General features: G+C 67.0%; 20 protein-coding genes. 11 read left to right on the top strand and 9 right to left on the bottom strand.

Annotated elements, in window-relative coordinates; translation table 11 throughout:
* Positions 1 to 53: 53 nt before the first annotated feature.
* The 5 genes from TGR7_RS13535 to TGR7_RS13515 form a co-directional block, all read right to left on the bottom strand.
* A complete protein-coding gene (locus tag TGR7_RS13535) occupies positions 54 to 548 on the bottom strand; it encodes a hypothetical protein (protein ID WP_012639243.1) in 495 nt (164 codons plus the stop codon).
* Positions 549 to 564: 16 nt separating this feature from the next.
* Positions 565 to 972 (bottom strand): hypothetical protein, encoded by a 408-nt coding sequence (locus tag TGR7_RS13530; protein ID WP_012639242.1) that lies wholly within the window; start codon positions 970 to 972, stop codon positions 565 to 567.
* On the bottom strand, positions 969 to 1,811 hold the full coding sequence (locus TGR7_RS13525) for an ATP-grasp domain-containing protein (protein ID WP_245522990.1): 843 nt from the start codon (positions 1,809 to 1,811) through the stop codon (positions 969 to 971). The genes TGR7_RS13530 and TGR7_RS13525 overlap by 4 nt, the downstream gene beginning before the upstream one ends.
* Positions 1,811 to 2,053: a BolA family protein gene (locus TGR7_RS13520; RefSeq protein WP_012639240.1), complete on the bottom strand. Its 243-nt coding sequence runs from the start codon at positions 2,051 to 2,053 to the stop codon at positions 1,811 to 1,813. Before TGR7_RS13520 ends, TGR7_RS13525 begins: the two co-directional genes overlap by 1 nt.
* Before the next feature lie 63 nt (positions 2,054 to 2,116).
* The gene (locus TGR7_RS13515) at positions 2,117 to 2,986 is read right to left on the bottom strand and encodes a hypothetical protein (protein WP_012639239.1); all 870 of its coding nucleotides are present in this window, start codon (positions 2,984 to 2,986) and stop codon (positions 2,117 to 2,119) included.
* Positions 2,987 to 3,113: 127 nt separating this feature from the next.
* Here TGR7_RS13515 and TGR7_RS13510 point away from each other — a divergent pair, with 127 nt between their 5' ends.
* Positions 3,114 to 3,866: an MBL fold metallo-hydrolase gene (locus TGR7_RS13510; protein ID WP_012639238.1), complete on the top strand. Its 753-nt coding sequence runs from the start codon at positions 3,114 to 3,116 to the stop codon at positions 3,864 to 3,866.
* Between the two features lie 122 nt (positions 3,867 to 3,988).
* On the opposite strand, the gene TGR7_RS13505 is transcribed toward TGR7_RS13510, so the two are convergent.
* Entirely contained in the window at positions 3,989 to 4,477 is a 489-nt protein-coding gene (locus TGR7_RS13505) for a DUF6231 family protein (protein ID WP_012639237.1), read from the bottom strand.
* A 92-nt stretch (positions 4,478 to 4,569) separates the two neighbouring features.
* Here TGR7_RS13505 and TGR7_RS13500 point away from each other — a divergent pair, with 92 nt between their 5' ends.
* Positions 4,570 to 5,055, top strand: coding sequence for a Crp/Fnr family transcriptional regulator (locus tag TGR7_RS13500; RefSeq protein ID WP_012639236.1), 486 nt, complete (start codon positions 4,570 to 4,572; stop codon positions 5,053 to 5,055).
* 27 nt (positions 5,056 to 5,082) lie between these two features.
* A complete protein-coding gene (locus TGR7_RS13495) occupies positions 5,083 to 5,838 on the top strand; it encodes a YdcF family protein (RefSeq protein WP_012639235.1) in 756 nt (251 codons plus the stop codon).
* Positions 5,839 to 5,877: 39 nt separating this feature from the next.
* Here TGR7_RS13495 and amrS read toward each other — a convergent pair whose 3' ends face one another.
* On the bottom strand, positions 5,878 to 6,981 hold the full coding sequence (gene amrS / locus TGR7_RS13490) for an AmmeMemoRadiSam system radical SAM enzyme (protein ID WP_012639234.1): 1,104 nt from the start codon (positions 6,979 to 6,981) through the stop codon (positions 5,878 to 5,880).
* Between the two features lie 245 nt (positions 6,982 to 7,226).
* On the opposite strand from amrS, the gene amrB reads away from it, so the two are divergent.
* Together amrB and amrA are read left to right on the top strand one after the other, a co-directional pair.
* Positions 7,227 to 8,051, top strand: coding sequence for an AmmeMemoRadiSam system protein B (gene amrB, locus TGR7_RS13485; RefSeq protein ID WP_012639233.1), 825 nt, complete (start codon positions 7,227 to 7,229; stop codon positions 8,049 to 8,051).
* Positions 8,035 to 8,643, top strand: a complete 609-nt coding sequence (amrA, locus tag TGR7_RS13480) for an AmmeMemoRadiSam system protein A (RefSeq protein ID WP_012639232.1) — start codon at positions 8,035 to 8,037, stop codon at positions 8,641 to 8,643. Before amrB ends, amrA begins: the two co-directional genes overlap by 17 nt.
* On the opposite strand, the gene TGR7_RS13475 is transcribed toward amrA, so the two are convergent.
* Positions 8,636 to 11,224, bottom strand: coding sequence for a sensor domain-containing protein (locus TGR7_RS13475; protein WP_012639231.1), 2,589 nt, complete (start codon positions 11,222 to 11,224; stop codon positions 8,636 to 8,638). The two genes, amrA and TGR7_RS13475, sit on opposite strands and share 8 nt — an antisense overlap.
* 160 nt (positions 11,225 to 11,384) lie before the next feature.
* Between TGR7_RS13475 and TGR7_RS13470 the strand changes: the two genes are divergently transcribed.
* Together TGR7_RS13470 and TGR7_RS13465 are read left to right on the top strand one after the other, a co-directional pair.
* On the top strand, positions 11,385 to 13,439 hold the full coding sequence (locus TGR7_RS13470) for a hypothetical protein (RefSeq protein ID WP_012639229.1): 2,055 nt from the start codon (positions 11,385 to 11,387) through the stop codon (positions 13,437 to 13,439).
* A gap of 295 nt (positions 13,440 to 13,734) precedes the next feature.
* Entirely contained in the window at positions 13,735 to 15,102 is a 1,368-nt protein-coding gene (locus tag TGR7_RS13465; protein WP_012639228.1) for a DUF4397 domain-containing protein, read from the top strand.
* Between the two features lie 201 nt (positions 15,103 to 15,303).
* On the opposite strand, the gene TGR7_RS13460 is transcribed toward TGR7_RS13465, so the two are convergent.
* A complete protein-coding gene (locus TGR7_RS13460) occupies positions 15,304 to 15,870 on the bottom strand; it encodes an endonuclease dU (RefSeq protein WP_012639227.1) in 567 nt (188 codons plus the stop codon).
* A 56-nt stretch (positions 15,871 to 15,926) separates the two neighbouring features.
* Between TGR7_RS13460 and TGR7_RS13455 the strand changes: the two genes are divergently transcribed.
* The 4 genes from TGR7_RS13455 (at position 15,927) to TGR7_RS13440 (ending at position 22,196) form a co-directional block, all read left to right on the top strand.
* Positions 15,927 to 17,240 (top strand): putative PEP-binding protein, encoded by a 1,314-nt coding sequence (locus tag TGR7_RS13455; RefSeq protein ID WP_245522989.1) that lies wholly within the window; start codon positions 15,927 to 15,929, stop codon positions 17,238 to 17,240.
* Between the two features lie 268 nt (positions 17,241 to 17,508).
* Complete coding sequence (locus tag TGR7_RS13450) at positions 17,509 to 17,907, top strand: TraR/DksA family transcriptional regulator (RefSeq protein ID WP_012639225.1); 399 nt, start codon at positions 17,509 to 17,511, stop codon at positions 17,905 to 17,907.
* Between the two features lie 263 nt (positions 17,908 to 18,170).
* Entirely contained in the window at positions 18,171 to 18,776 is a 606-nt protein-coding gene (locus tag TGR7_RS13445; protein WP_012639224.1) for a YdbL family probable chaperone protein, read from the top strand.
* Positions 18,777 to 18,782: 6 nt separating this feature from the next.
* Positions 18,783 to 22,196 (top strand): LAGLIDADG family homing endonuclease, encoded by a 3,414-nt coding sequence (locus TGR7_RS13440; protein ID WP_012639223.1) that lies wholly within the window; start codon positions 18,783 to 18,785, stop codon positions 22,194 to 22,196.
* Positions 22,197 to 22,356 lie beyond the last annotated feature (160 nt).

The following is a 22,356-nucleotide window of genomic DNA, read 5'->3' as shown; positions in this document are numbered from 1 at the left end:
CTGCCCGGGCGATGGGCGCGGTCCGGGCCCGGACAGGCGTGGATGTGCGCGCATCAGCGCTGGCGAAGCCTGCCGGTGAAGGCCTGGTCGGCGTCCACGAGGCCGTGCGCCTGGAGCCATGCCCGCGCGTCCTCGGCGTCGCCGTGGAACCAGGCCCGGGTATCGCCCAGGCGGAAGCTGTAGCCCCAGGCGTCCATGTCGTCCATGAGCCGTTCGCGGCCCACGCCGGGCAGGTGATCCGCCAGCAGGATTTGAAGGTAGCAGACCGCGCTTTCCTCGAGATCATCGCCGCCGGCGTCGGTGTGCAGGCCGCTGCGCCGGGCCGGGTCCATGCACAGGTAGTGGCAGGCCTCGTGCAGGGCCGAGTGCACCGGGGTGTCCGGGCGCACGTGCAGCACGTCGCCCACCAGCCCGGCCTCCGGCGCGCCCCAGTAGGAGCCCGGCAGTTCGGCGCCCTCGGGATGCACCCGGATCTCCAGCCCCAGCGGCTCGAACAGATCCCGCAGGCTGCTCAAATGCCCTGCTTCACAGACCAGCACGTCCATCATTACTGTTTGTCAGTTGTCAGTTGTCAGTTGTCAGTTGCAGGAGGGGTGGCTTGCGATCTTTCAGACCGGGCGGGCAGTGCTCCGGATGCCGCCGGTACCAGTCCATGGCCGCGTCCACGTAGGCGCGCAGGCCGGAGGTGACGTAGAAGCGCGCCTGGCTGGCGTCGTGGATGGGCGGGCTGCCGTTCTCGGCGATCACGGCCGCCTTGAGCAGGGCCAGGATGGTGGTGGCCGCCTGGCGTTGTTCCATGGCGGTGATGGCTTCCCAGGCGGCGGGTTCGAAGTACAGGCGCATCAGGTCGGGGCGCTGGCTGAGCAGCATGCGTGCCACCTGCTTCAGGGTGCGGTCGGCGCCTTCCCAGTCCTGGACCAGGCCGGAGCCGAGCAGGGTGCGCAGTTCCTCCCGGCCCTTGGCGGAGATCATGACACGACTTGAAGAGTCGGCCCCGGAGTCTCGCGGCTGAGGTATTGGTGGATGACGTCGGCGAGCTTCACGCCCAGGGGCTCCAGGCCGCCGTTGCCGAACAGCACGTTGAATTCCAGGATGAAGGGGTGGCCGTCCACCAGGGCCACGTCGAAGCCGGCGTGGTCGATCTTCAGCCGGCGGGCGAGATCGGCCACCAGGCTCACCGCCTGGGGCGGCACGTCCTCGAAGATCAGTTCTCCGCCCCGGGCGATGTTGTTGTGGAAACCGCCCTGGGGGGCCTTGCGCCAGTAGGCGGCCACCACCTGGTCGCCCACCACGGTGACGCGCACGTCCCGCTCGATGGGCAGGCGTTCCTGGGCGTACAGCACGTCGTGGGTCGCCGCCCAGTCGCGCAGGGCCTGGCGGTCCTCGATCAGCGCCACGCCGCGCCCCTCGGCGCTGCGCGGTTCCTTGAGTACCAGGGGGAAGCTGAAGGTGTCGAGGATCTCCTCCAGCGCCGCCGGCGTGGAGGGCAGGATCAGGGTCTCGGGCACGTGGGCGGGGGCGGCGGCCCACAGGGCGCGGGTCATGCGCACCTTGTCGTGGCCCAGGTGGTAGCTCTGGATGCTGGGGAACAGTCGCTTGTTGTACACCCAGGCCAGCACGTCCACCTGCCAGGAGGCGGGGAACAGCAGCCAGTCGGCGGCCAGGATCTCGGCCTCGTGCCGGTACATGAGTTCCGGCTTGAGATAGCGGGTGTCCGGGATGCCGAAGGAACGGTAGGCGTCGAAGGACAGCAGGCGCATGGGCGTGGAACGGACCGGGACAGGGGAGGGCGCCGGGGCGCCCGATGTCATCAGCCGTTGCTGGCCTCCCACTGGGCAGGGGTGAAGGGCTTGATGCTCAGGGCATGGATGGCGCCGCTGGCGATCTCGTTGCCCACGGTGGCGTAGACCCGCTGGTGGCGCTTGACCGGGTTCAGGCCTTCAAACTCGGCGCTGATCACCGTGGCCTCGAACTTGCCGTCGCCGCCGGTGACGGAGACCCGGGCGTCGGGCATGCGGCTGCTGATCAGTTGCTGGACCTGTTCGGGAGTCATGGGATGGGTATTCCTGGTGGCTTGAATCGAGCGGCCAATGATAGCGCCTGCCGGGGTTCTGCGTCAGCCGGCGTCCGCGTCCCGGGCGTCGCTGTGCTGGGCCTCGATCCCCAGGTAGGCGCGCAGGCTCGGCCACTGGCGCGCCAGCACCTGGTCCATGTAGGCGGACAGGAGGTGGGCGCGGTCGACGCCCTCCACCCAGCCGTAGATGGACTGGCGCAGGTCCGCGGGTCCGTTCACGTTCACGTGCAGGTCGTGCACCACCCGTTGCCATTCCGCCAGGGTGGGGCGCAGGTCCAGGGCGCGGAACAGGGCCTCCAGGCTCTGGATCATGGGCCGGGCATTCTCCGCCAGGCCCAGCTTCGCCGGTGTGATCGCCTCGTCCGGGTCGTCCCGCTGACCCAGCCACAGGCTGAAGGCCGCCTGGCGCAGGCTGTGGTAGAGGGGTTCGTCGGAGATGAAGCTCACCAGCAGGTTGCGCCGGTGGGCCTTGAGCGCCACCTCGCCATAGCGCCAGGTGCCGTCGCGCACGAACTCCGCCAGGCGCAGGTGGGTCTGGAAGGGTGCCCTGTGCAGCTGGTCCAGGATCAGGAAGGCGGGGTCGCCCTCGCTGAGCGCGCAGGCCTCGGCCATCACCCGGTCCAGGGCATCCATGGGCGCTTCGCCCGGGGCCTCCTGGGCGGGTTCGGCAGGGTCCATGCGTACCGGCGGCTGCGGCGGCGGGTCGGTGAATTCGTGGTAGAGCACGTGGCCGTGGCCCAGGGCGTGGCCCAGGGCATAGGCGAAGGCGCTGCGCCGCCGGCCGCTGTCGCCCTCCAGGTTCAGGCAGCGCAGGTGATCCCCGGGCGCGGACAGCAGGCACTGCACGGCATAGTCGTAATCCTGGTCGGAGACGAAGCCGTGTTCCGCAAGCCTTTGTTTCAGTGCCGTCATTTGGTCATGTCCCGGGAAGCTGCCATGATTATTGGTGCGCCCCGCTGGTTCATCAAGCCGGGGCCTGCCTGCGCCGACGGACGGCGCGCAGGGCCCGTTAAGATGTCATTCAAAGATGGAGGTCCCCATGCATTTCAAGCAGCTGTTCGAACCCGACTCTTCCACCTACACCTACCTGCTGGCCTGCGCCGAGACCAGCGAGTGTGTGCTCATCGACCCGGTGATCGAGACCGTGGAGCGGGATCTGGCGGTGATCAACGAGATGGGGCTCAAGCTCACCTGTGCCCTGGAGACCCACATCCACGCCGATCACATCACCGGCGCGCGCAAGCTCAAGGCCTTGAGCGGCTGCAGGATCGCCGGCCCCGCCATGGACGATCTGCCCTGCCGGGACATCGGCGTGCGCGAGGGCGAGCCGTTTCGCGTCGGCGGCATCACCCTCAATCCCCTCTACACCCCGGGGCACACGGACACCCACCATGCCTTCCTGCTGGAACACGGTGGCCTGAACCTGCTGTTCTCCGGCGATGCCCTGCTCATCGAGGCCTGCGGGCGCACCGACTTCCAGTCCGGCGATGCGCGCACCCTCTACCAGTCCATCCACGACAAGTTCTTCTCCCTGCCCGACGAGACCCTGGTCTATCCCGCCCACGACTACGAGTCCCGCCAGATCACCACCATCGGCCAGGAGAAGATGCGCAACCCGCGCCTGGGCCGGGGCAAGACGCTCGAGGAATTCGTGAAGATCATGGACGAGATGGACCTGCCCTATCCGCGCAAGATCGATTTCTCGGTGCCCGGCAACGAGCGCTGCGGCGAGTGCCCGGACAACGTGCCGGACGAGATGAAGCGGCTGTGCGAGGTGAGTAGGCAGGGGTGAGGGCAGTGGCTAGTGGCTAGTGGCTAGTCTCAAGTGGCAAGGAAAACCGGTTTTTTTCCTTTCCTTGCCACTAGCCACTTGAGACTTGCCACTGGCCCGTTGGTGAGCGCCTTTTCAGGCGCTCACCAACGGGCCTTTTCCCACATCTCCGGATTCGCCCAGTATCGCGGGTTCAGCCAGTCCGGGGTCTTCTTGTAGTCCTTGAGGTTGAAGCGGAACAGGTGGATGTTGCCTTGTGCCTGAGCGTAGCTGCGCACCCGGGTCAGGCCCAGGGCGATCAGGTCCTGTTCATGCCATCCGTTCTCGCCGCCCTCGGGCATGAGCACGTACAGGCTCTCGCTGTTCAGATCCCGCAGGCGGGCGATCATGTGGGTGGCCTGGTCGCGGTCCAGTGCCGTCAGGGCATCCAGCACCAGCACCAGTTCGTGGCGGTCCACGTCCTCCAGGGCGGGGTAGGCCTCGGTGGTGAACAGCCAGGTGATGGGCAGTGTGGGCAGGCGCGCGTGGATGGCCTCGGGCAACGGGTTGTCGGGCCCGCTGATCACCAGCAGGGAGCGGGGGCCCAGTTCCTCGGGCAGGTGGGTCAGGTCGGCGAGGATGCGCGGGTCCATGAAATCCCCCAGGTGTTGTCGATGAATGTGGCGGGCTGCCGGTATACTTCTGACAGCAAATTTTCCGTTCCAGTATATCGCGAGGACCCGCCATGTCGTTCGATGCCAAGCTCAACGAATTCCTGAGCAAACACCCCATGTCTGCCTCCCTCACCCCCAGCGAAGTGAGCATCCTGCTCGAATACCTGGACGAGGCCAGCTTCAAGAGCAAGCAGGTGATCGCGGAGATCGGCGAGGTGGGCGAGGCCCTGTATTTCGTGGTGGACGGCGAGGCCGCCCTGTACCACGACGACGCCGGGCGCGAGGTGGAGGTGGGGCGCATGAAGGAGGGCGAACTGATGGGCGAGATGTCCTTCTTCGACCGGGTGCCCCGGGCGGTGCGCATGCGCGCCCTGAAGAATGGCACCCGGGTGCTTAAGCTCACCCGCTCCATGTATGACCGCCTGCGCGTGGAGCGCCCCTACATCGCCGTGAACCTGCTGGAGTTCGCCATCATCAGTCTCGACCACCTGATCCGCCGGGTGAGCGAGGACGTGGCCACCTTCAACCGCTATTTCTACGCCCCGGGCAAGAAGTAGCCTTCGCGTCCATCGCCGGCGCGTCCCGTGCAGGTCCTCGAACTGCTCATCCTGCCGCCCGCCAGCGGCTTGATCGCCATCGTGCTCGGGCTGCTGTTCTGGGGGCGCCGTCTGGGCAAGGGGCTGGTGTTCGCCGGCATCGCCTGGCTCTACGTGGCGGCCACGCCCCTGTTCGCGGGCTGGCTGCTGGCGGGACTGGAGCGCGGCTACCCGGTCGCGCCGCCGCTGCCCGAGGCCGCCGGCGCCATCGTGGTGTTGGCCGGTGGCCGGCACCCGGATGCGCCCGAATATGGCGGCGAGACCGTCAGCCCCCATTCCCTGGAGCGCCTGCGCTATGGCGCGCGCCTGCATCGCGACACCGGCCTGCCGCTGCTGGTGAGCGGCGGGCGGGTGCGCGGGGATGAACCCGCCGCCGAGGCGGACCTGCTGGCAGACGTGCTGGAAGGGGAGTTGGGTGTGGCGGTGCGCTGGCGGGAGACCGAAAGCCGCAATACCTGCGAGAACGCGCTGTTCAGCGCGCACCTGCTGGCAGAGGCGGGCATCGAACATGCCCTGCTGGTGTCCCACGCCCTGCACATGCCCCGGGCCGTGTGGTGTTTCCAGCGCACGGAACTGGCGGTCACGCCGTTCCCCACCCTGCCGATGGGCGACCTGTCGCGCCATCGCGGCATCACGGTCGTGCTACCCCAGCCCCGCGCCCTGTGGCTGACGGGGCAGGCGCTGCATGAGTACCTGGGCCTGGTGTGGTACCGGGTGAAGTGGGAAGTGAGAATTGGGAAGTAGGAATAAAGACATCGAAAGCCATTCTTCGCCCTTCCCAATTCACACTTCCCACTTCAACTGTGCCATCCGCACTGGCATCCGCCGTTCCCCCCAATCGCCCGGCTGCGCTTCGAACACGCCGGGCAGCTTCGTGTCGCACCTCGGGCAATGACCCTCGGCGGTGAGCTGCCAGTGGGTGATGCGGTAGCCGTCGCGGCCTATGAGCCGTTCGCCGCAGCCGTGGCAGTAGGTGCTGGCGCCCAGCTCGTCGCGCACGTTGCCGGTGTAGGCGTGGTGCACGCCGTTGCGCCGGGCGATCTCCCGGGCGCGGGTCAGGGTGCTGGCCGGGGTGCGCGGCACGTCGGTCATCTTCCAGTCCGGGTGAAAGGCGGTGAAGTGCATGGGCACGTCCGGGCCCAGGTTTTCCACCACCCAGCGGGTCATGCGATCCAGTTCCGCATCGGAGTCGTTGTGGCCGGGGATCAGCAGGGTGGTCAGCTCCAGCCACACCTCGGTTTCGTGGCGGATGTAGCGCAGGGTCTCCAGCACCTTGTCCAGGTGGGCGCCGCAGGTCTTCCAGTAGAAGTCCTCGGTGAAGGCCTTCAGATCCACGTTCGCGGCGTCCATGTGGGCGAAGAAGTCCTCCCGGGCGCCGGGTGAGATGTAGCCCGCGGTCACCGCCACGGATCGGATGCCCCGCTCGCGGCAGGCGATGGCCGTGTCCACCGCGTATTCCAGGAAGATCACCGGGTCGTTGTAGGTGTAGGCCACCGAGCGGCAGCCCAGCCGCTCCGCGGTCCGGGCCAGGGCCTCGGGGGAGGCCTGGTCCATGAGGGTGTCCATCTCCCGGGATTTGCTCATGTCCCAGTTCTGGCAGAACTTGCAGGCCAGGTTGCAGCCGGCGGTGCCGAAGGAGAGCACCGGCGAGCCGGGCAGGAAGTGGTTGAGCGGCTTCTTCTCGATGGGGTCCACGCAAAAGCCGCTGGAGCGTCCGTAACTGGTCAGCACCACCCGGTCGTGTTGCCGGGCGCGCACGAAGCACAGTCCCTGCTGACCCTCGTGGAGCTTGCATTCACGGGGGCAGAGGTCGCACTGGATGCGCCCGTCCGGCAGGGCATGCCAGTAGCGGGTGGGGACGGTGGTCTGAATCTGGGGGGTGGTCATGGGAGGCGGGCCGGCCGGGCCGGCGGGGCAGGATAGTCCAATGAGATATGGGTCCCAGGATGGAGAATTTCAATCGGGTATTTCCTGTGCAGACACTATACTCGGGTGACGGACGCCGGAATTGCCGGCTCCCCGGGCACGCCAACAAGAACAACAATCCCAGCCGTTGGTCAAATACATACCCTATAAAATTCATGGGGTTGGTGATGGCCGTGTCTCCAGGTGTCGTGCAGGAGGAGTATCGAATGATCAGAATGGAAGCGAGGAGTTTGCAGGGTGCCGTCCGCCCGGCGGCGGTGGCAGGTCATTTCTATCCGGCGGACGCCGGTCTGTTGCGTACCGTCGTCGAGGGCCTGCTCTCGGACTTCGCCGAGGCCGAGCCCCCGGCGCGTCCCCCCAAGGCCCTGATCGTCCCCCATGCGGGTTATGTGTATTCCGGCGCCGTGGCTGCCCGGGCCTATAACCGGCTGCGGGGCGCCAATGGCATTCGCCGGGTGGTACTGGTGGGGCCGGCCCACCGGGTGGGATTCTATGGCATCGCGGCCCCCGAGGCCGCCTGGTTCGAAACCCCGCTCGGCCGTGTGCCCGTAGACCAGCCGGCGGTGGAACAGGCCTGCGAGCTGTCCTCGGTGTTCCGCTATGATGCCGCCCACGCACCCGAGCACTGCCTGGAGGTGCAACTGCCCTTTCTGCAGCGCACCCTGAGCGAGGACTTCACCCTGGTGCCCCTGGTGGTGGGCGGTGCCACCACCAATGACATGGCCCGGACCCTGGAGGCCGTGTGGGGCGGACCCGAGACCCTGGTGGTGATCAGCTCCGACCTCAGCCATCACCTGGATTACGACGCCGCGCGCATCGTGGACGAACGCACCAGCCGGGCCATCGAGACCCTGGACGAGGAGGGCATCGAGGCGGGCATGGCCTGCGGCCGGGTGCCCATCCAGGGCCTGCTGCGCCTGGCCCGCCAACGGGGCCTGGCGGCCGAGCGCCTGGACCTGCGCTGCTCCGGGGATACCGCCGGCCCGCGCGACCGGGTGGTCGGCTACGGGGCCTATGCCTTCGGTGACTGAGGCCCTGGCGCCCGGCGCCGGGCGCGAGCTGCTGGCGGTCGCCCGGGAGTCCATCCTGCATGGTCTGAGCCAGGGCGTGCCATCAAGCCCCGATCCCGCCGACTATGACCATCCCCTGCAGGCGCCGGGGGCGAGCTTCGTCACCCTGCGCTCCGCCGGCGGTGATCTGCGGGGCTGCATCGGGCACCTGGAGGCCCACCGGCCGCTGGTGCTGGACGTGGCCGGCAATGCCTTCTCCGCGGCCTTCCTGGATCCGCGCTTCTCACCGGTCAACGAGGCGGAGTTCACCCAGCTGGACATCCACATCTCCGTGCTCGGCCCTTCCGAGCCCCTGCCGGCGGACGCCTGGCGGGACCTGCCGTCCTACCTGCAGCCCGGCCACCATGGCCTGATCATCCAGCTGGGATCGCGCCGGGCCACCTTTCTGCCCGCGGTCTGGGCACAGCTTCCCGAGGCGCAGGAGTTCGTGGCGGCGCTGTACCGCAAGGCGGGTCTCGAGGCCTTTGCCGATGCCTCGGGTCGCATCACCGGCTTGAGCGCCTGGGTGTACACGGTCCACGAGATCCACTCGCAGACCTCGGCTTTCAGCTGAGCCAGCCCGTCAGTTCCCCAGCAGGCATGGGCCGGGCGATGAAGAATCCCTGGACCGCATCGCAGCCGTGTTCGCGCAGGAAGCTGGCCTGTTCCCGGGTCTCCACCCCCTCGGCGATCACCTGAAGTCGCAGGGTGCGGCCCAGGGCGATCACCGCCTCGGCGATGGCGGCATCGTCACTGTCCTGGCCGATACCGTCGACGAATTCCCGGTCGATCTTGAGCGCGTGCACGGGCAGGCGCTTGAGGTAGGCGAGGGAGGAATGCCCGGTACCGAAGTCGTCGATGGACACCCGCACGCCCAGTCGGGCGATGCGGCTGAGGGTGTCCACGGTGTGTTCCAGGTCCACGATGATCAGCCGCTCGGTGATCTCCAGCTCCAGACGCTCCGCCTCCAGCCCCGATTCCGCCAGCACGCGCTCCACCATGCCCGGCAGGTCCGGGTGACGGAACTGGCGGGGAGAGAGGTTCACGCTCAGGTTGAGGGCCGGCAGCCCCCGGTCCTGCCAGCCGCGCACCTCCCGCGCCGCGGTGCGCAGCACCCATTCCCCCAGGGGCTCGATGAGGCCCGTGTCCTCGGCCATCGGAATGAATTCCGCGGGCGGGACCAGGCCCCGCTCCGGGTGCTGCCAGCGCACCAGGGCCTCGACACCGCAGATGCGTCCGCTGCGCAGGTCCATCTGGGGCTGGTAGTGGACCTGGAACTGGCCCAGTTCCAGGGCCTGGTGCAGCTGGTTCTGCAACAGCAGGCGCTCCATGGCCCGGGTGTTCATGTCCGGGGTGTAGAAGCGGTAGCCGGCGCCACCCTGGGCCTTGGCCAGGTACATGGCGCTGTCGGCGTGGCGCACCAGGTCCTCCGGGTGCTCGTCGTCTTCCGGGTACAGGCTGATGCCGATGCTCACGTTGCAGAAATGCTCGTGCTCGCCCAGGCGGAAGGGGCGGCGCATGGCCTGCACCACGCGCTCGGCGGACAGGCTCGCCTGTTCGCTGTGCTCGATGTTCTCCAGGAGGATGATGAACTCGTCGCCGCCGAATCGGGCCACGGTGTCGCCCTCGCGCACGCAGCCCAGCAGCCTCTCCGCGGTCTGGCGCAACAACTCGTCGCCCATCATGTGGCCCAGGCTGTCGTTGACGTTCTTGAACTGGTCCATGTCCAGGAACAGCAGGGCCACCAGGCGCTGGTTGCGCGTCGCGTTGGCCAGGGCGTGCTGCAGGCGGTCCTTGAACAGGGTGCGGTTGGGCAGCCCGGTGACCGGGTCGAAGTTGGCCAGGTGCCTGAGCCGGTTCTGGTAGTCGTGGCGTTCGGTGATGTCCTGGGCGGTACCGCGCAACAGCAGGGGTTTGCCCTCGTCGTCGTAGACCAGCTCGCCGTCCTCGTGGAGGATGCGCTCGCTGCCGTCCGGGCAGGTGATGCGATGGTCGATCTCGTAGGGCAGGCCGTGCTCGAGGCAGCGGGCGATGGCCTCCTGCAGCCGCTGCCGGTCGTCCCCGGGGATCATCTCCAGGAAACGCTCGTAGTCCGGCGTGGTGAATTCCGGGCCCAGGCCCAGGAGGTTGTAGACCTCGGCGGACCAGTACAGCCGGCCGGTGGCGATCTCCCATTCCCAGTGGCCGAGGCGCGCGATGCGCTGGGCGTTGGCCAGGCGCTGCTCGCTCAGGCGCAGGGCGGACTCCACCCGGGTGCGTTCCTCGATCTCCCGGCGCAACTGCCTGACCACCTCGGTGAGGTTTTCGGTGCGCGCCTCCACCTGCCGTTCCAGGGCGTCCCGGCTGCGGCGCAGGGCCTGTTCGCTCTCCTTGAGCGCCGTGGCATCGGCAAGCACGGCGATGCACTGGCTGATCTCGCCGCGCTCGTTGAAGATGGGCGAGAGGGTGACATCGTTCCAGAACAGGCTGCCGTCCGGGCGCTGGCAGCGCAGGGTCCTGCGCATCGAACCACCGGTGCGCATCTGTGAGACCATCGCCGTGCAGGTCTGCCCGTCCTCGCCCTCGCAGGCCAGCAGGGTCAGGCTCCGTCCGAGCAGGTCCACCGCCGGGATGCCGGTGATCTGGGCGAAGGCGGCATTGGCGTAGCTGATGCGCTCGCCCTCGGCGTCCACGTCTGCGATGGCGATGCCGTTGTAGGCACTGTCCATGGCCCTGCGGAACAGGGCCAGGGTCTGGTGAAACTGGTGGCGCTCGCTGATGTCCCGCACGATCCCGGCAAACAGGTGCTCGCCACCGGCCTTGACCTCGCTCACGGCCAGCTCCATGGGGAACAGGCTGCCGTCCTTGCGCTGACCGTGGACCGTGCGGCCCACGCCGATGATGCGGCCCTCGCCGGTCTGCAGGTAGTTGCGCAGATACTGGTCGTGGCGCTCCCGGTCCGGCGAGGGCACGAGCAGACTGACGTTGGCACCCAGCATCTCCTTGCGTTCATAGCCGAAGATGCGCGTCACCGCCGGGTTCACCTCGCGGATGATGCCCAGGCGGTTGATGAGCACCACGCCGTCCACCATCTCCTCCAGGACGGCCCGCAGGACACCTTCGTTCAGGGTGTCGTAGCGGGACATCAGGTCCAGGGGCTGGGACTGATCGGTCATGGAAAGGTCCGGGGCGGGGAATATGTGATGCAGATCACATTATCTATGTTTTTATGGGCCAGTGAATAGTCGCTGGCCGACGGGATGGTGCGGATCATTGACAGATGTCATCAACACGACCGGTATTCCCTTGATCGCCTATCGGGTCCATCTTCAGGCCATGCTCCAACGCCTCCCGCGCCCTGTCGTCCTTGCCCTGTGTCTGGTGCTGCTGGCGGCGCCTGCCCGGGCCGTCGAGACCCTGGTGCTGGCGGTGGAATCCGTGGAAGGGGAGGGTTTCTCCCTCGCGGACCTGCGGGCCGAACTGCGCCCCGGCGAGGGGCGCCACGGGCTGAGCCTCGAGATCGGCCAGCTGCGGCTGGGCGATGAGATGCTGCTGGAGCGGGTGCGTCTGGAATGCCCCGCCCTGGCCTTGCAGGGCCTGGGCGGCACCTGCGAGCGGGGCAGCGTCCGGTTCGACCATCCCTGGCTGGGATCCCAGTCGCTCACCGCGGCCTTCACCTATGCCCATCCGGGCGTGCTCTCCCTGGAGCTGCAGGGCCTGCGTCTGGCCGGCGGGCGGGCGCAGTTGAGCGTCCGCCTCGACGGGGATCGCTGGCAGCTGCGCGGCAGGGGCGAGGGGCTGGACCTGGCGGGGCTGTCCCGGGTTTCCGGGCTTGCAGGCCATCCCTGGCCGGTGGCCGCCACCGGCTTTGCTGCATTCCGGCTCGATGCCCGGGGACGAGGGGCGCTGCCGGACAGCGCGACCCTGCAACTGGATCTGGCGGGTGCGGATTTCGCCAGCGAGGACGGGCTCAAGGCGGGCGAGGCACTGGCGCTCGGTGTCAATCTCGCCCTGCGCCGGGAGCGCGCCGACTACCGGGTCGAGCTGGCCGCGCGCTGGCACGCCGGTGGGGTCTACGTGCACCCGGTGTTCGTGGAGGCGGATGCACCCCTGAGTCTCGACCTGCGTGGCCGGATCAGGCCGGCCGACCGCCATCTCACCGTGGACAGCCTGCGTTTCGAGCAGCCCGGCGTGGCGATCCTGTCCGCCCGGGGCAGTTGGGCCACGGCGCTGGGTCTGGCGGGCCTGGATGCCACCCTGGACCTGGAGCGCCTGCGCCTGCCGGCGGCCTTCGATACCTATGCCCTGCCGTTCCTGCCGGGCACGGCCCTGGATGCCCTGGACAGCGAGGGCCTGCTGGCCGGGCGGGTGCGTCTGGGACAGGGGCAGCCCGTGGAGGCGGCCGTGCAGGTCGTGCGCCTGTTCGCGCACGACCGCATGGGGCGCTTCGCCCTGGATGGGGTGGACGCCGCGCTGAACTGGCGGGCCGACGGCACCGCGCCCGCCTCCCGGGTCGCCATGGACGGCGGGCATGTCTACGGCATCGCCCTGGGCGCGATCCGGTTCCAGCCGCAGATCGGTCGGGACGGGGTACGCCTGCCAGAGCCCGTGCACGTGCCGATTCTGGACGGCGCCCTGGAGATCCGCGGGTTCGAGGTGGCCGGTCTGGGCAGTGGGGCGACCCGTTGGGCCTTCGATGGCGGGCTCACGCCCATCAGCATGGAACGGCTCACCCAGGCCCTGGGCTGGCCGCTGCTCTCGGGTACCCTGGCGGGCATCATCCCCGACGTGCGTTACGAACAGGGCCTGCTCACCGTGGGAGGGCGTCTGCTGGTGCGCGCCTTCGACGGCACGGTCACCCTCGGTGACCTGCGCCTGCGCGATCCCCTGGGCGTGGCGCCGGAGCTTTCCGCCCAGATCCAGGTGCGCGGGCTGGACCTGGCGGAACTGACCCGCACCTTCGACGTGGGCCGGATCACCGGCCGCCTGGACGGTGACATCCGGGACCTGGTGCTGGTGCGCTGGTCGCCGGTGTACTTCGACGCGGTATTCCGCACGCCTCCCGGCGACCCCACGCCGCGACGCATCAGCCAGCGGGCCGTGGACAACCTGACCCGGGTGGGCAGCGGTGTGGGGGGTGCGCTCTCGGGCGGATTCCTGCGTTTCTTCGAGGACTTCTCCTACCGCCAGCTGGGCCTGAGCTGCCGCCTGGTGGGCGAGGTCTGCACCATGGACGGCGTCGCCCCCGCGCCCCAGGGTTACTACATCGTCCAGGGCTCGGGCCTGCCGCGCATCGACGTCATCGGCTTCACCCGCGAGGTGGCCTGGAGGGACCTGGTCAACCGGCTGGCCACGGTGGCGCTGGAGGGTGGCGGGCCGGTGGTGAGGTAAGGGGCAAGTCTCAAGTGGCTGGTGGCAAGGAGGGCCTGATATTCCGATGCGGAATGCCTTGGAGGAAGGGGCTCCATCCCTTAAATACTGTACAATTATTATGCTAATTATGACGTCATGGGCAGGTATTCGAAGCATTCTCCAATCATTGTATCTCAGAAATAGTTACTTAACTTACTGAAAAACAAAAATTAGTGCACTATTCCTGAGGCTTGTGCAAAAGAACACCTTGACCTGTGCGAAACATGTACTAAAGTTATGCACTCTTACACATAGTGTACAGGAGTGCGGCGTCATGAAACGAATCCTCGTATTGATGGTTTTCCTGCTGGCGGCGCTGTCGCTGGCGGGGTGCAACAGCAGTTCCTCTTCATCCTCATCCTCCGACCCGACGACCCAGGTGCGCGTCCTGCACGCTTCTCCCGACGCGCCCGCGGTCAACATCCTGGCGGGTGGTTCGCCCGTGCTGGAAGGCGTGGATTACAAGGATGGTTCCGGTTACCTGACCGTCCCGGCCGGCAGTCTTGAGGTGGCCGTCGACGGCCTTCTGCCTGGTGGAGCAACGTTGACCGTCATCGGTCCTCTGGACATTGATCTGGAGGCCGGGACCCAGTACACGGTGGTGGCGTTCGGGGAGGTGACGGAAATCAAGCCTCTGCTGATCACTGTCGACCGCGTGACCGTGGGTGCCGGCGAAACCCGCATCCAGGTATTGCACGCGGCACCCAACGCCCCTGAGGTGGATGTCTATCTGCTGCCTCCCGACACCAACACCGTTCCCGAAGGTGTCGCACCCGTCGGCACCTTCGAGGCTGAAGGCGTGCTCGGTCCCGTCAACGTCCAGGCGGGCAGCTACCAGATCATCGTGACCCTCGCGGATGATGCCGACACCATCGTGTTTGACTCCGGCACGGTTGATTTGCCCGGTGGCGCCGATCTGCTGGTGGTCGCGGTGCAGAATACAGCTGCCGGTGACGCTCCCATCAGCCTGGTGGTGATGGATGGCGAAGGTTCCACTGAGATCCTGGACAAGAACAGTCCGGCCAATGTACGGGTGGTGCATGCCTCGGCTGATGCGCCCAATGTGGACGTGGTGGCCAATGATGTTGTCACGCTGGTCAATGATCTTGCCTTCCCGGAGTTCACTGCATACCTGGCGCCTGCCCCTGATACCTACAACATCAAGGTTGGCCCCACGGGCAACGCCGTGGGCAACCCGGTCATCGAGGCGGATCTGACCCTGGAGGCCGGGCAGAGCTACACCGTGATTGCTGTAGGTACGCTGGCCGAGATCGAGCCCCTGGTCCTGGTGGACAACCGGCGTCGGATCGCCACCGAGGCCCGCGTGCGCATCGTGCATGCTTCGACGCTGGCCGGGAATGTGGATATCTTCGTGACCGATGCGGCCGATACCGATCTGACCACTGTCGATCCGGTGTTCAGCGATGTGCCCTTCAAGGCTGAGACCGGTTATGTGTCGCTGGCAGCCGGCACCTACTTTGTGACCGTGACGCCTGTTGGCGAGCCGGAAACAGCTGCCATCGGTCCCGTGGAGCTGGAACTCGAGGCAGGCGGCCTCTACGGCGCCATCGCCCGTGATCCGCTCCCGCCCGAAACTGACTTGGGACTTATCCTGCTGGACGACCTGGCGGAGCCCATCTAAGTCAGATCTGGGCTGCTCTGACAGTTCAGTCAAGAAGAGACTCGAAGGCCCGGCATGTCCGGGCCTTCGTTTTTTGCAGATCAATGCTCAGCATCCCTAGCGTGCAACACCTGCGGCACGCATCCTCCTTAGCTAGCCACTAGCCACTAGCCACTAGCCACTAGCCACTAGCCACTAGCCACTAGCCACTAGCCACTGCCCTCAAGCCCTATGCCGACTCTCCCCCGTCGTCACCCCGCCCGCGATCATGTGCGCCACGCGCAGGGGTTCGGGCATCAGTCCGTTGATCTGCAGGTTCTCGATCAGGCGTCGCGCCTGGGTCTCACCGATGCCCTGGCGTTGCACGAACACTCCCGCCAATGGCTCCATCGGGCCGGCCGCCTCGATGAGCCGCCACTTGCGTTTGCCACCCGGCACGTGATCCAGCAGCGCCCGGCGAATGGTGGAAAGGGACGGCTTTCGGCGCGCCACCACCAGCACCGGAAGCCCGGTCTCCCGGTGCAATCCCTCCAGGTCCACCACGTTGAAGCCGGCGAAGGCGATGCCCTGCAGCAGCACGGCGTGCAGCTGGGCGTGAAACTTCGAGGCGATGATGCAGGCAGCCAGGCGCCCGGTGGCATTGGCGCCGTCACGGCGCACCCGGGTGGAGAGCACGCCGTCCAGGCGTGCGCCGGCGAATACGGCACCCGCCACCAGCACGTCACCGCGATGGCTGCGCGCGAAGGGCGCGTCATCGAAACCCACCACGTGGGACAGCTGTTTGCTCATGGACCGGCTCCTGTGGCCTGCGTCGGCGCGCGCAGGTCGGGATCTGGACTACATAGTTGGAGTTGACCGCTGACCTGACCGGCCATGATCCCATGAGCGCCATGCAACTCACACCCTACGCACCGGGCCAGGCCCGGGGCACGCTCCGGCGTCCCCGGTCCGGCCCCGGGATCCTGGTCCTGGAGCATGGCGAACTGGACGGGCTGTCCGGGCCGTTCACGGGCCTCGTGATGGTGAGCGCCGCGCCGTTTTCCCATGCCATGATCCGGCTGCTGGATCTGGGCGTGCCGGTGGTCATGGCGGACCGTGCCCAGGCCGATCGCTTGCCCTTGGGTGAGCAGGTCTGGCTGGACGGCGAGCGGGGCCTGCTGGTCCATCCGGCAGGGGACATGGCCCTCGCATCACCACCCGCGTGGACAGCGGTCCCTGCCCGGACCGGGGACGGCGAGCGCATCGAGCTGCGCTGCACCGTGGGCGATGCCTCCGCAGCCGGTCGGGCGCGGGCGGCGGGGGCCACGGCCATCGGCCTGGTGCGTACCGAATACCTGCTGCCGGCGGACGACGCCGTGCCCGACGAGGCCTACTATCAGCAGGCGTTCGCGGACATCTGCCAGGCGGCCAACCCCCTGCCGGTGACTTTGCGCTTGCTGGATATCGCCGCCGACAAGCGGCCGTCCTGGCTGAGTGGCGCGGCGCTGCCCGGCGGCGCGTTGGGCATGCAGGGAGCGCGGCTGTTCAACGAGATCGAAGTGCAACGCATCGTCCAGGCCCAGGTGCGGGCGGCGGGCCGTGTCGCTCGCCAGCATCAACTGCGCCTGCTGATCCCCTACCTCACCTCGGTGGAGGAGTTCCTGCGCTGGCGCGAGGTAGTGCTGGCCGACCTGCCGGACCGGCTGCCCATCGGCGCCATGGTGGAGACGCCAGCCTTGGCCATGATGCTGGACCGGCTGATGGACGAGGCCGACTTCGTTGCCCTCGGCCTCAATGATCTGATGCAGTGCCTGTTCGCTGCGGACCGGGACCAGCCGGCGCTGGGGCCCTGGCTGGATCCCCACGCGCCGGCCCTGTACCGTTTTCTCGACGGGGTGGCCGAGGCCGCCGGTGCGCAGGTGGGGGAGATCCAGTTGTGCGGCCTGCTGCCCCAGCTGCCGGGCATTCTGCCGGTGTTGCTGGGTCTCGGCTTTCGCACCTTTTCCGTCACCGCCCACGTGCTGCCCTATCTGCATCGGCGCGCGGCACGGGTGCCCATGGCCGAGGCCCGGGCCCTGGCACAGCAGGTCTGTTGCGCGACGGATTCCGATGCCGTGCGTGCCATGTTGACGTCTTTCATGGAACAGAGCCGTCTTGACCCGTTGATTGCCGAAGACTAGTGTCCTGTCTGACAATTATCTTGCCATTCAGAGCCTCGCAAAAGCGCCAAGGCAAGGCGCGCACCGCAGCCAATGGCAAGCCCTTGGCAAGGTGCGCAACGCCGCACAGCCACGCTGAATGGCAAGATAATTGTCAGACAGGACACTAGCTTCACAGGAGAGGCCGATCTTTGCGATGCCTTGCATGGCATCCCGTCCACCGGCGCAAGCTCACCCAGGATCAGGGTGACGATCAGCCAGCCCCCCATCTCTTCGAGGATTCGAAACCATGCCCGCTTCATTGTCTGATACCCAGATCAGGGAACTGGAGGCACGCCTGAAGGACCGCCTCACGACGCTGGTGGAAGAGACCCGCCAGATCCTGCTGGCCTCCGACAAGGAACCCTACATCCGACTCGCGGGCGAGGTGCACGACATCGGCGAGCAGTCCGTGGCGGACCTGCTGGTGGACCTGGATCTGGCGGACGTGGACCGCCACGTGGAGGAGGTCCGTGATGTGGAGGCCGCGCTGCTGCGCATCGCCGGCCAGAGCTACGGCATCTGCACCGACTGCGGCGACGCGATTGCCTATGAGCGCCTGGACGCCTATCCCACCGCCAAGCGCTGCGCCCGCTGCCAGGCGCAGCATGAAAAGACGTTCATCTCGCCGGGGCATCCTTCCCTTTAAGTAAGCATGAGTGCCGCAGGGCGGATCCGGCGGTCTGTGTTGGTAATGAGGATCACGCAAAGAACGCGGAGACGCAGAGGACGCAAAGTGTTTTGATCAGGAATCCTTCGCGTCCTCTGCGCCTCCGCGTGCTTTGCGTCATCGGATCTGCTGAGGCTGGAACATGTCGGATACGTCGTTAAGTCATCGTTCATTCAACTGCCCGTACGCTCAGACTAGAATCAGTCATACACGACACTTTTCCTTCCCATGAGGAGTCCTGGATGAAAACCCTGCGAGTCGCACTCTGGATGCTGGTGGCCATGGCCCTGTCCGCCTGCGTGACCGTGAACATCTACTTCCCGGCGGCCGCCGCCGAGGATGCGGCACGCACCATCGTGCGCGACGTACTGGGCGCGCCCGAGGCCGCGCCTGCCCCTGCGCCCACACCGGAACCCGGCGCCCGCAATCGCGGCGCGGCCGTGCAGCTGGCGGGCAGCCTGTTGAACCTGGTCATCCCCCCGGCCCAGGCCCAGCAGCCGAACATCGACATCCGTTCCCCGGCCATCGACGCCCTGCGCGCCTCCATGCGCGCCCGCTCCCCGCAGCTGGCACCCCACTACCGCGCCGGCGCCGTGGGCTTCGGCCGCGACGGCCTGCTGGGTATCCGGGATCTGAATGCCGTGCCCCTGCGTGACCGGGCCACGGTGCAGCGCCTGGTGGCCGACGAGAACAACGACCGTACCGCCCTGTATCGCGAGATCGCCCGGGCCAACGGCCATCCCGAGTGGGAGGCCAACATCCGCGACACCTTTGCCCGGGTGTGGGTGGAAGAGGCCCCGGCCGGTTACTGGTACCAGGACGCCGGGGGCAACTGGCGGCAGAAGTAGGCTGCCATGAGCCAGACCGGTGATCCAGGCAACGGGCCGCCGTCGCTGCCCCTGCAGCCGGCGGCCCGGGACGTCTGGGACCGCAAATACCGGCTGCGGGATGCCACCGGCCGTCCCCTGGAGGACACGCCTGCCGAGACCCTGGCCCGGGTCGCCCGGGCCCTGGCCGACGTGGAGGCCACCCCGGCGCTGCGCGAACACTGGCGCGAACGCTTCCTCTGGGCCCTCAACCACGGCGCACTGCCCGCCGGGCGCATCCTGGCCAACGCCGGGGCCCGGGATCACAAGCGCGGCACCTCCACCATCAACTGCACCGTCTCCGGCACGATCCACGACACTCTGGACGAGATCCTCGGCAAGCTGCGCGAGGCGGGCCTGACCCTGCAGAGCGGCGCGGGCATCGGCTACGAGTTCTCCACCCTGAGGCCCAAGGGCGCCTGGGTGGCGGGCGCCGGGGCGCGCAGTTCCGGCCCGCTGTCCTTCATGGACGTCTACGACCAGATGTGCCGCACCATCGCCTCGGCCGGCGACCGGCGCGGTGCCCAGATGGCCACCTTCCACATCGGCCACCCGGACGTGCTGGAATTCATCGAGGCCAAGCGCGAGCCCGGGCGGCTGCGCCAGTTCAACCTCTCCCTGCTGGTGCCCGACGCCTTCATGGCGGCCCTGGATGCGGGCGCCGACTGGCCCCTGGCCTTCCCCCTGAGCCCCGCCGAGCAGGCGCGCACCGGCGCGGACCTGCAGGATCCGAAGCAGGTGGTCTGGCGCCACTGGCCCGAGACCGAGGGTTACATCACCGACGGCCACGGCCGCGTCGCCTGCCGGGTGCAGCAGTGGATACCGGCGGCGGCGCTGTGGGAGCAGGTGATGCGCGCCACCTACGACCATGCCGAGCCCGGCGTGATCTTCATCGACCGGGTGAATGCCGAGAACAACAACGGTTTCTGCGAATCGATCCGCGCGGCTAATCCCTGCGTAACAGCGGACACTTGGGTACAAACGGACCAGGGGCCGCGCCAGGTAAGAACGCTGGTTGATAGGGCATTTAATGCTCGATTGGATGGTAACGATCATCCAAGTGGGAGTGAGGGATTTTTTTTCACCGGCGTCAGGCCTGTCGTCATAGTGAGGACTGGTGAGGGTCACGCATTGCGTTTGACCGAGGACCATCGTGTGCGTCGCGTCATCCGGTTCACGCGTCATACACAAGAGACTGATTGGTGTTCTGCAGGGGAATTACATCCAGGCGATTTGATTCAACTCAATGATCATCGGGCCAATGCGCAATGGCATGGGAATTTCACAGCATCACAGGGCTATCTGCTTGGCCTCTTAGTGGGTGATGGGACGCTGAAGTCAGATGCGGCGGTTCTATCGGTATGGGCAGGGTCGTCCAAGGCTGACGATGCCGGTGATGGGACAATATCGTCCGGCGTTAAGGCAATCATGCGCAAGGCTGAACAGGCTGTCCGTGGCCAAAAGCATCGTAGCGATTTCGCCGGCTGGAGTAAGGTAGCCGGACGTGGTGAGTACCGTCTGAAGTGCGTCGCTTTGCGCGATTTGGCGTTCGAGGTTGGTATGCGCCCGGGCAACAAGCCAATCACGCCGGCCATAGAGTGTGGTTCCAGCGAATTTTGCCGATCCTTCCTGAGAGGTTTTTATGACGCGGACGGATCGGTGCAGGGTTCTCAGATCAAGGGTGTCAGTGTTCGTTTGGCGCAGTCGGATATCGCTCGTCTTGAGGCCGTTCAGCGCATGCTGCTAAGGCTCGGTATTGCCTCCAAGCTTTACAGGAATCGCCGAATCGAGAGGGAGTGCTATTTGCCCGATGGAAAGGGGGGTGAGAAAGCCTATACAACGCGAGCCCAGCATGAACTGATCATCAGTGGCGAGAATATTCTACGTTTTGCAGAGTTTGTCGGTTTTGGAGACACCGACAAGCAGGCTAGCCTGGAGAGGTTGATACAGGCCTACCGGCGTAGACCCAACCGTGAGCGTTTTGTCGCTCGTGTGGCGTCGGTTACGGTTGATGGGGAAGAACCCGTTTACGATGTTCGAATACCGGGCATCAACGCCTTTGATGCCAACGGATTCCATACGCATAACTGTGGCGAGCAGATGCTCCCGCCCTACGGCGCCTGCCTGCTGGGTTCCGTGGACCTGACCCGTTTCGTGCAGCATCCCTTCACCGGCAAGCTGCGCTTCGACTGGGACACCTACCGGGAGGTGGTGGCGGTGTTCACCCGCATGCTGGACAACGTGGTGGAGATCCACGGCCTGCCCCTGGCGCAGCAGGCCGAGGCCCTGGAGCGCACCCGGCGCCACGGCATGGGTTTCCTCGGTCTGGGGTCGGCGCTTGCCATGATGGGTATCCGCTACGACAGCCCCGAGGCGGCGGCCTTCACCGAGCGGGCCGCCCGGGAACTGGCGCTCACCGGCTGGCGCACGGGCCTTGAACTGGCGAGGGAAAAGGGGCCGGCGCCGCTCATGTACGAGCGCTTCACCGTCACCGAGCACCTGCTGGCCCGCTATCCCGCCCTTGCCGAGGACGGCATCCGGGTGGGCGACGTGCTGCCCGGCCGGGTGCTGCATGCCCGCTACAGCCCCTACATGCGCCGCATCGCGGGCCTCGATCCGGCCCTGGTGGCCGCGCTGGCCGAGGAGGGCGCCCGCTTCACCCACCACAGCGCCATCGCCCCCACCGGCACCATCGCCCTGTCCTTCGGCAACAACGTCAGCAACGGCATTGAACCGAGCTTCGCCCACACCTACCTGCGCAACATCCTGGGCCGGGACGGCGCCACCCGGGACACGGTGCCCGTGACCGCCTACGAGCTGCTGGCCTGGCGCGCCCTGGTGGACCCGGACGCCGACCCGGAGGCGAAGCAGGGTCCCCACCGCCTGCCCGAGGCCTTCGTCACCGCCGGCGACATCGCCCCCCGCGCCCATCTCGCCATCCAGGCCGCCGCCCAGCCCTGGATCGACGCGGCCATCTCCAAGACCATCAACGTGCCCACCGACTGCCCCTTCGAGGACTTCCGCGACCTGTACCGGGAGGCCCATGCCCTGGGTCTCAAGGGCTGCACCACCTATCGTCTGAACCCCGCCGCCTTCCAGGGCGTGCTGCTGCGCCCGGAGGACCTGGCCCACAGCCGCTACCGTTTCATCCTGCGTGACGGCCGCTGCCTGAGTCTTGCCGGCGACCGCTGGGTGCGTTACGGCGAGCACCGCGAGCTGGCCGCGAACCTCTACGGACAACTGCGCGAACGGGGCATCCGCGAAACAGGCGGGGAATTGCCGGCGCTTTCGCCCGAGTGCATCGATCCGCCCGGGGATCCACTGGAGATCAACGTACTGGTGGTGGAGGTGGCCTGCGAGACGCCCCACGGGGTGTCGCCGGTGTGTCCGGTGTGTGAATGAAGGCGCAGAGACAAGGGGCGAGATACAAGAGAAAAGTGAAGGCGTGGGTTGTGTCGCACGGTTGTGGTGGCGTTTTGCTATGTACGCCCCGGGCGGAGGGCACGTAGAATGAATTTTACGCCAGATCCATGGTGTCCTTTGGGTACGCCTGATCTGCGGA

The organism is Thioalkalivibrio sulfidiphilus HL-EbGr7 (assembly GCF_000021985.1).
Classification (GTDB): domain Bacteria; phylum Pseudomonadota; class Gammaproteobacteria; order Ectothiorhodospirales; family Ectothiorhodospiraceae; genus Thioalkalivibrio_A; species Thioalkalivibrio_A sulfidiphilus.
This window is presented reverse-complemented; position numbering and strand designations above follow the sequence as displayed.

Bases quoted from the DNA above. Each gene is read 5' to 3' on its own strand.
- TGR7_RS13450 (WP_012639225.1), top strand. From the start codon at position 17,509: ATGCCCGCTTCATTGTCTGATACCCAGATCAGGGAACTGGAGGCACGC.
- TGR7_RS13535 (WP_012639243.1), bottom strand. From the start codon at position 548: ATGATGGACGTGCTGGTCTGTGAAGCAGGGCATTTGAGCAGCCTGCGG.
- amrS (WP_012639234.1), bottom strand. From the start codon at position 6,981: ATGACCACCCCCCAGATTCAGACCACCGTCCCCACCCGCTACTGGCAT.
- TGR7_RS13510 (WP_012639238.1), top strand. From the start codon at position 3,114: ATGCATTTCAAGCAGCTGTTCGAACCCGACTCTTCCACCTACACCTAC.
- amrA (WP_012639232.1), top strand. From the start codon at position 8,035: ATGCCTTCGGTGACTGAGGCCCTGGCGCCCGGCGCCGGGCGCGAGCTG.
- TGR7_RS13515 (WP_012639239.1), bottom strand. From the start codon at position 2,986: ATGACGGCACTGAAACAAAGGCTTGCGGAACACGGCTTCGTCTCCGAC.
- TGR7_RS13520 (WP_012639240.1), bottom strand. From the start codon at position 2,053: ATGACTCCCGAACAGGTCCAGCAACTGATCAGCAGCCGCATGCCCGAC.
- amrB (WP_012639233.1), top strand. From the start codon at position 7,227: ATGATCAGAATGGAAGCGAGGAGTTTGCAGGGTGCCGTCCGCCCGGCG.
- TGR7_RS13475 (WP_012639231.1), bottom strand. From the start codon at position 11,224: ATGACCGATCAGTCCCAGCCCCTGGACCTGATGTCCCGCTACGACACC.
- TGR7_RS13465 (WP_012639228.1), top strand. From the start codon at position 13,735: ATGAAACGAATCCTCGTATTGATGGTTTTCCTGCTGGCGGCGCTGTCG.
- TGR7_RS13525 (WP_245522990.1), bottom strand. From the start codon at position 1,811: ATGACATCGGGCGCCCCGGCGCCCTCCCCTGTCCCGGTCCGTTCCACG.
- TGR7_RS13470 (WP_012639229.1), top strand. From the start codon at position 11,385: ATGCTCCAACGCCTCCCGCGCCCTGTCGTCCTTGCCCTGTGTCTGGTG.
- TGR7_RS13530 (WP_012639242.1), bottom strand. From the start codon at position 972: ATGATCTCCGCCAAGGGCCGGGAGGAACTGCGCACCCTGCTCGGCTCC.
- TGR7_RS13460 (WP_012639227.1), bottom strand. From the start codon at position 15,870: ATGAGCAAACAGCTGTCCCACGTGGTGGGTTTCGATGACGCGCCCTTC.
- TGR7_RS13445 (WP_012639224.1), top strand. From the start codon at position 18,171: ATGAAAACCCTGCGAGTCGCACTCTGGATGCTGGTGGCCATGGCCCTG.
- TGR7_RS13440 (WP_012639223.1), top strand. From the start codon at position 18,783: ATGAGCCAGACCGGTGATCCAGGCAACGGGCCGCCGTCGCTGCCCCTG.
- TGR7_RS13500 (WP_012639236.1), top strand. From the start codon at position 4,570: ATGTCGTTCGATGCCAAGCTCAACGAATTCCTGAGCAAACACCCCATG.
- TGR7_RS13505 (WP_012639237.1), bottom strand. From the start codon at position 4,477: ATGGACCCGCGCATCCTCGCCGACCTGACCCACCTGCCCGAGGAACTG.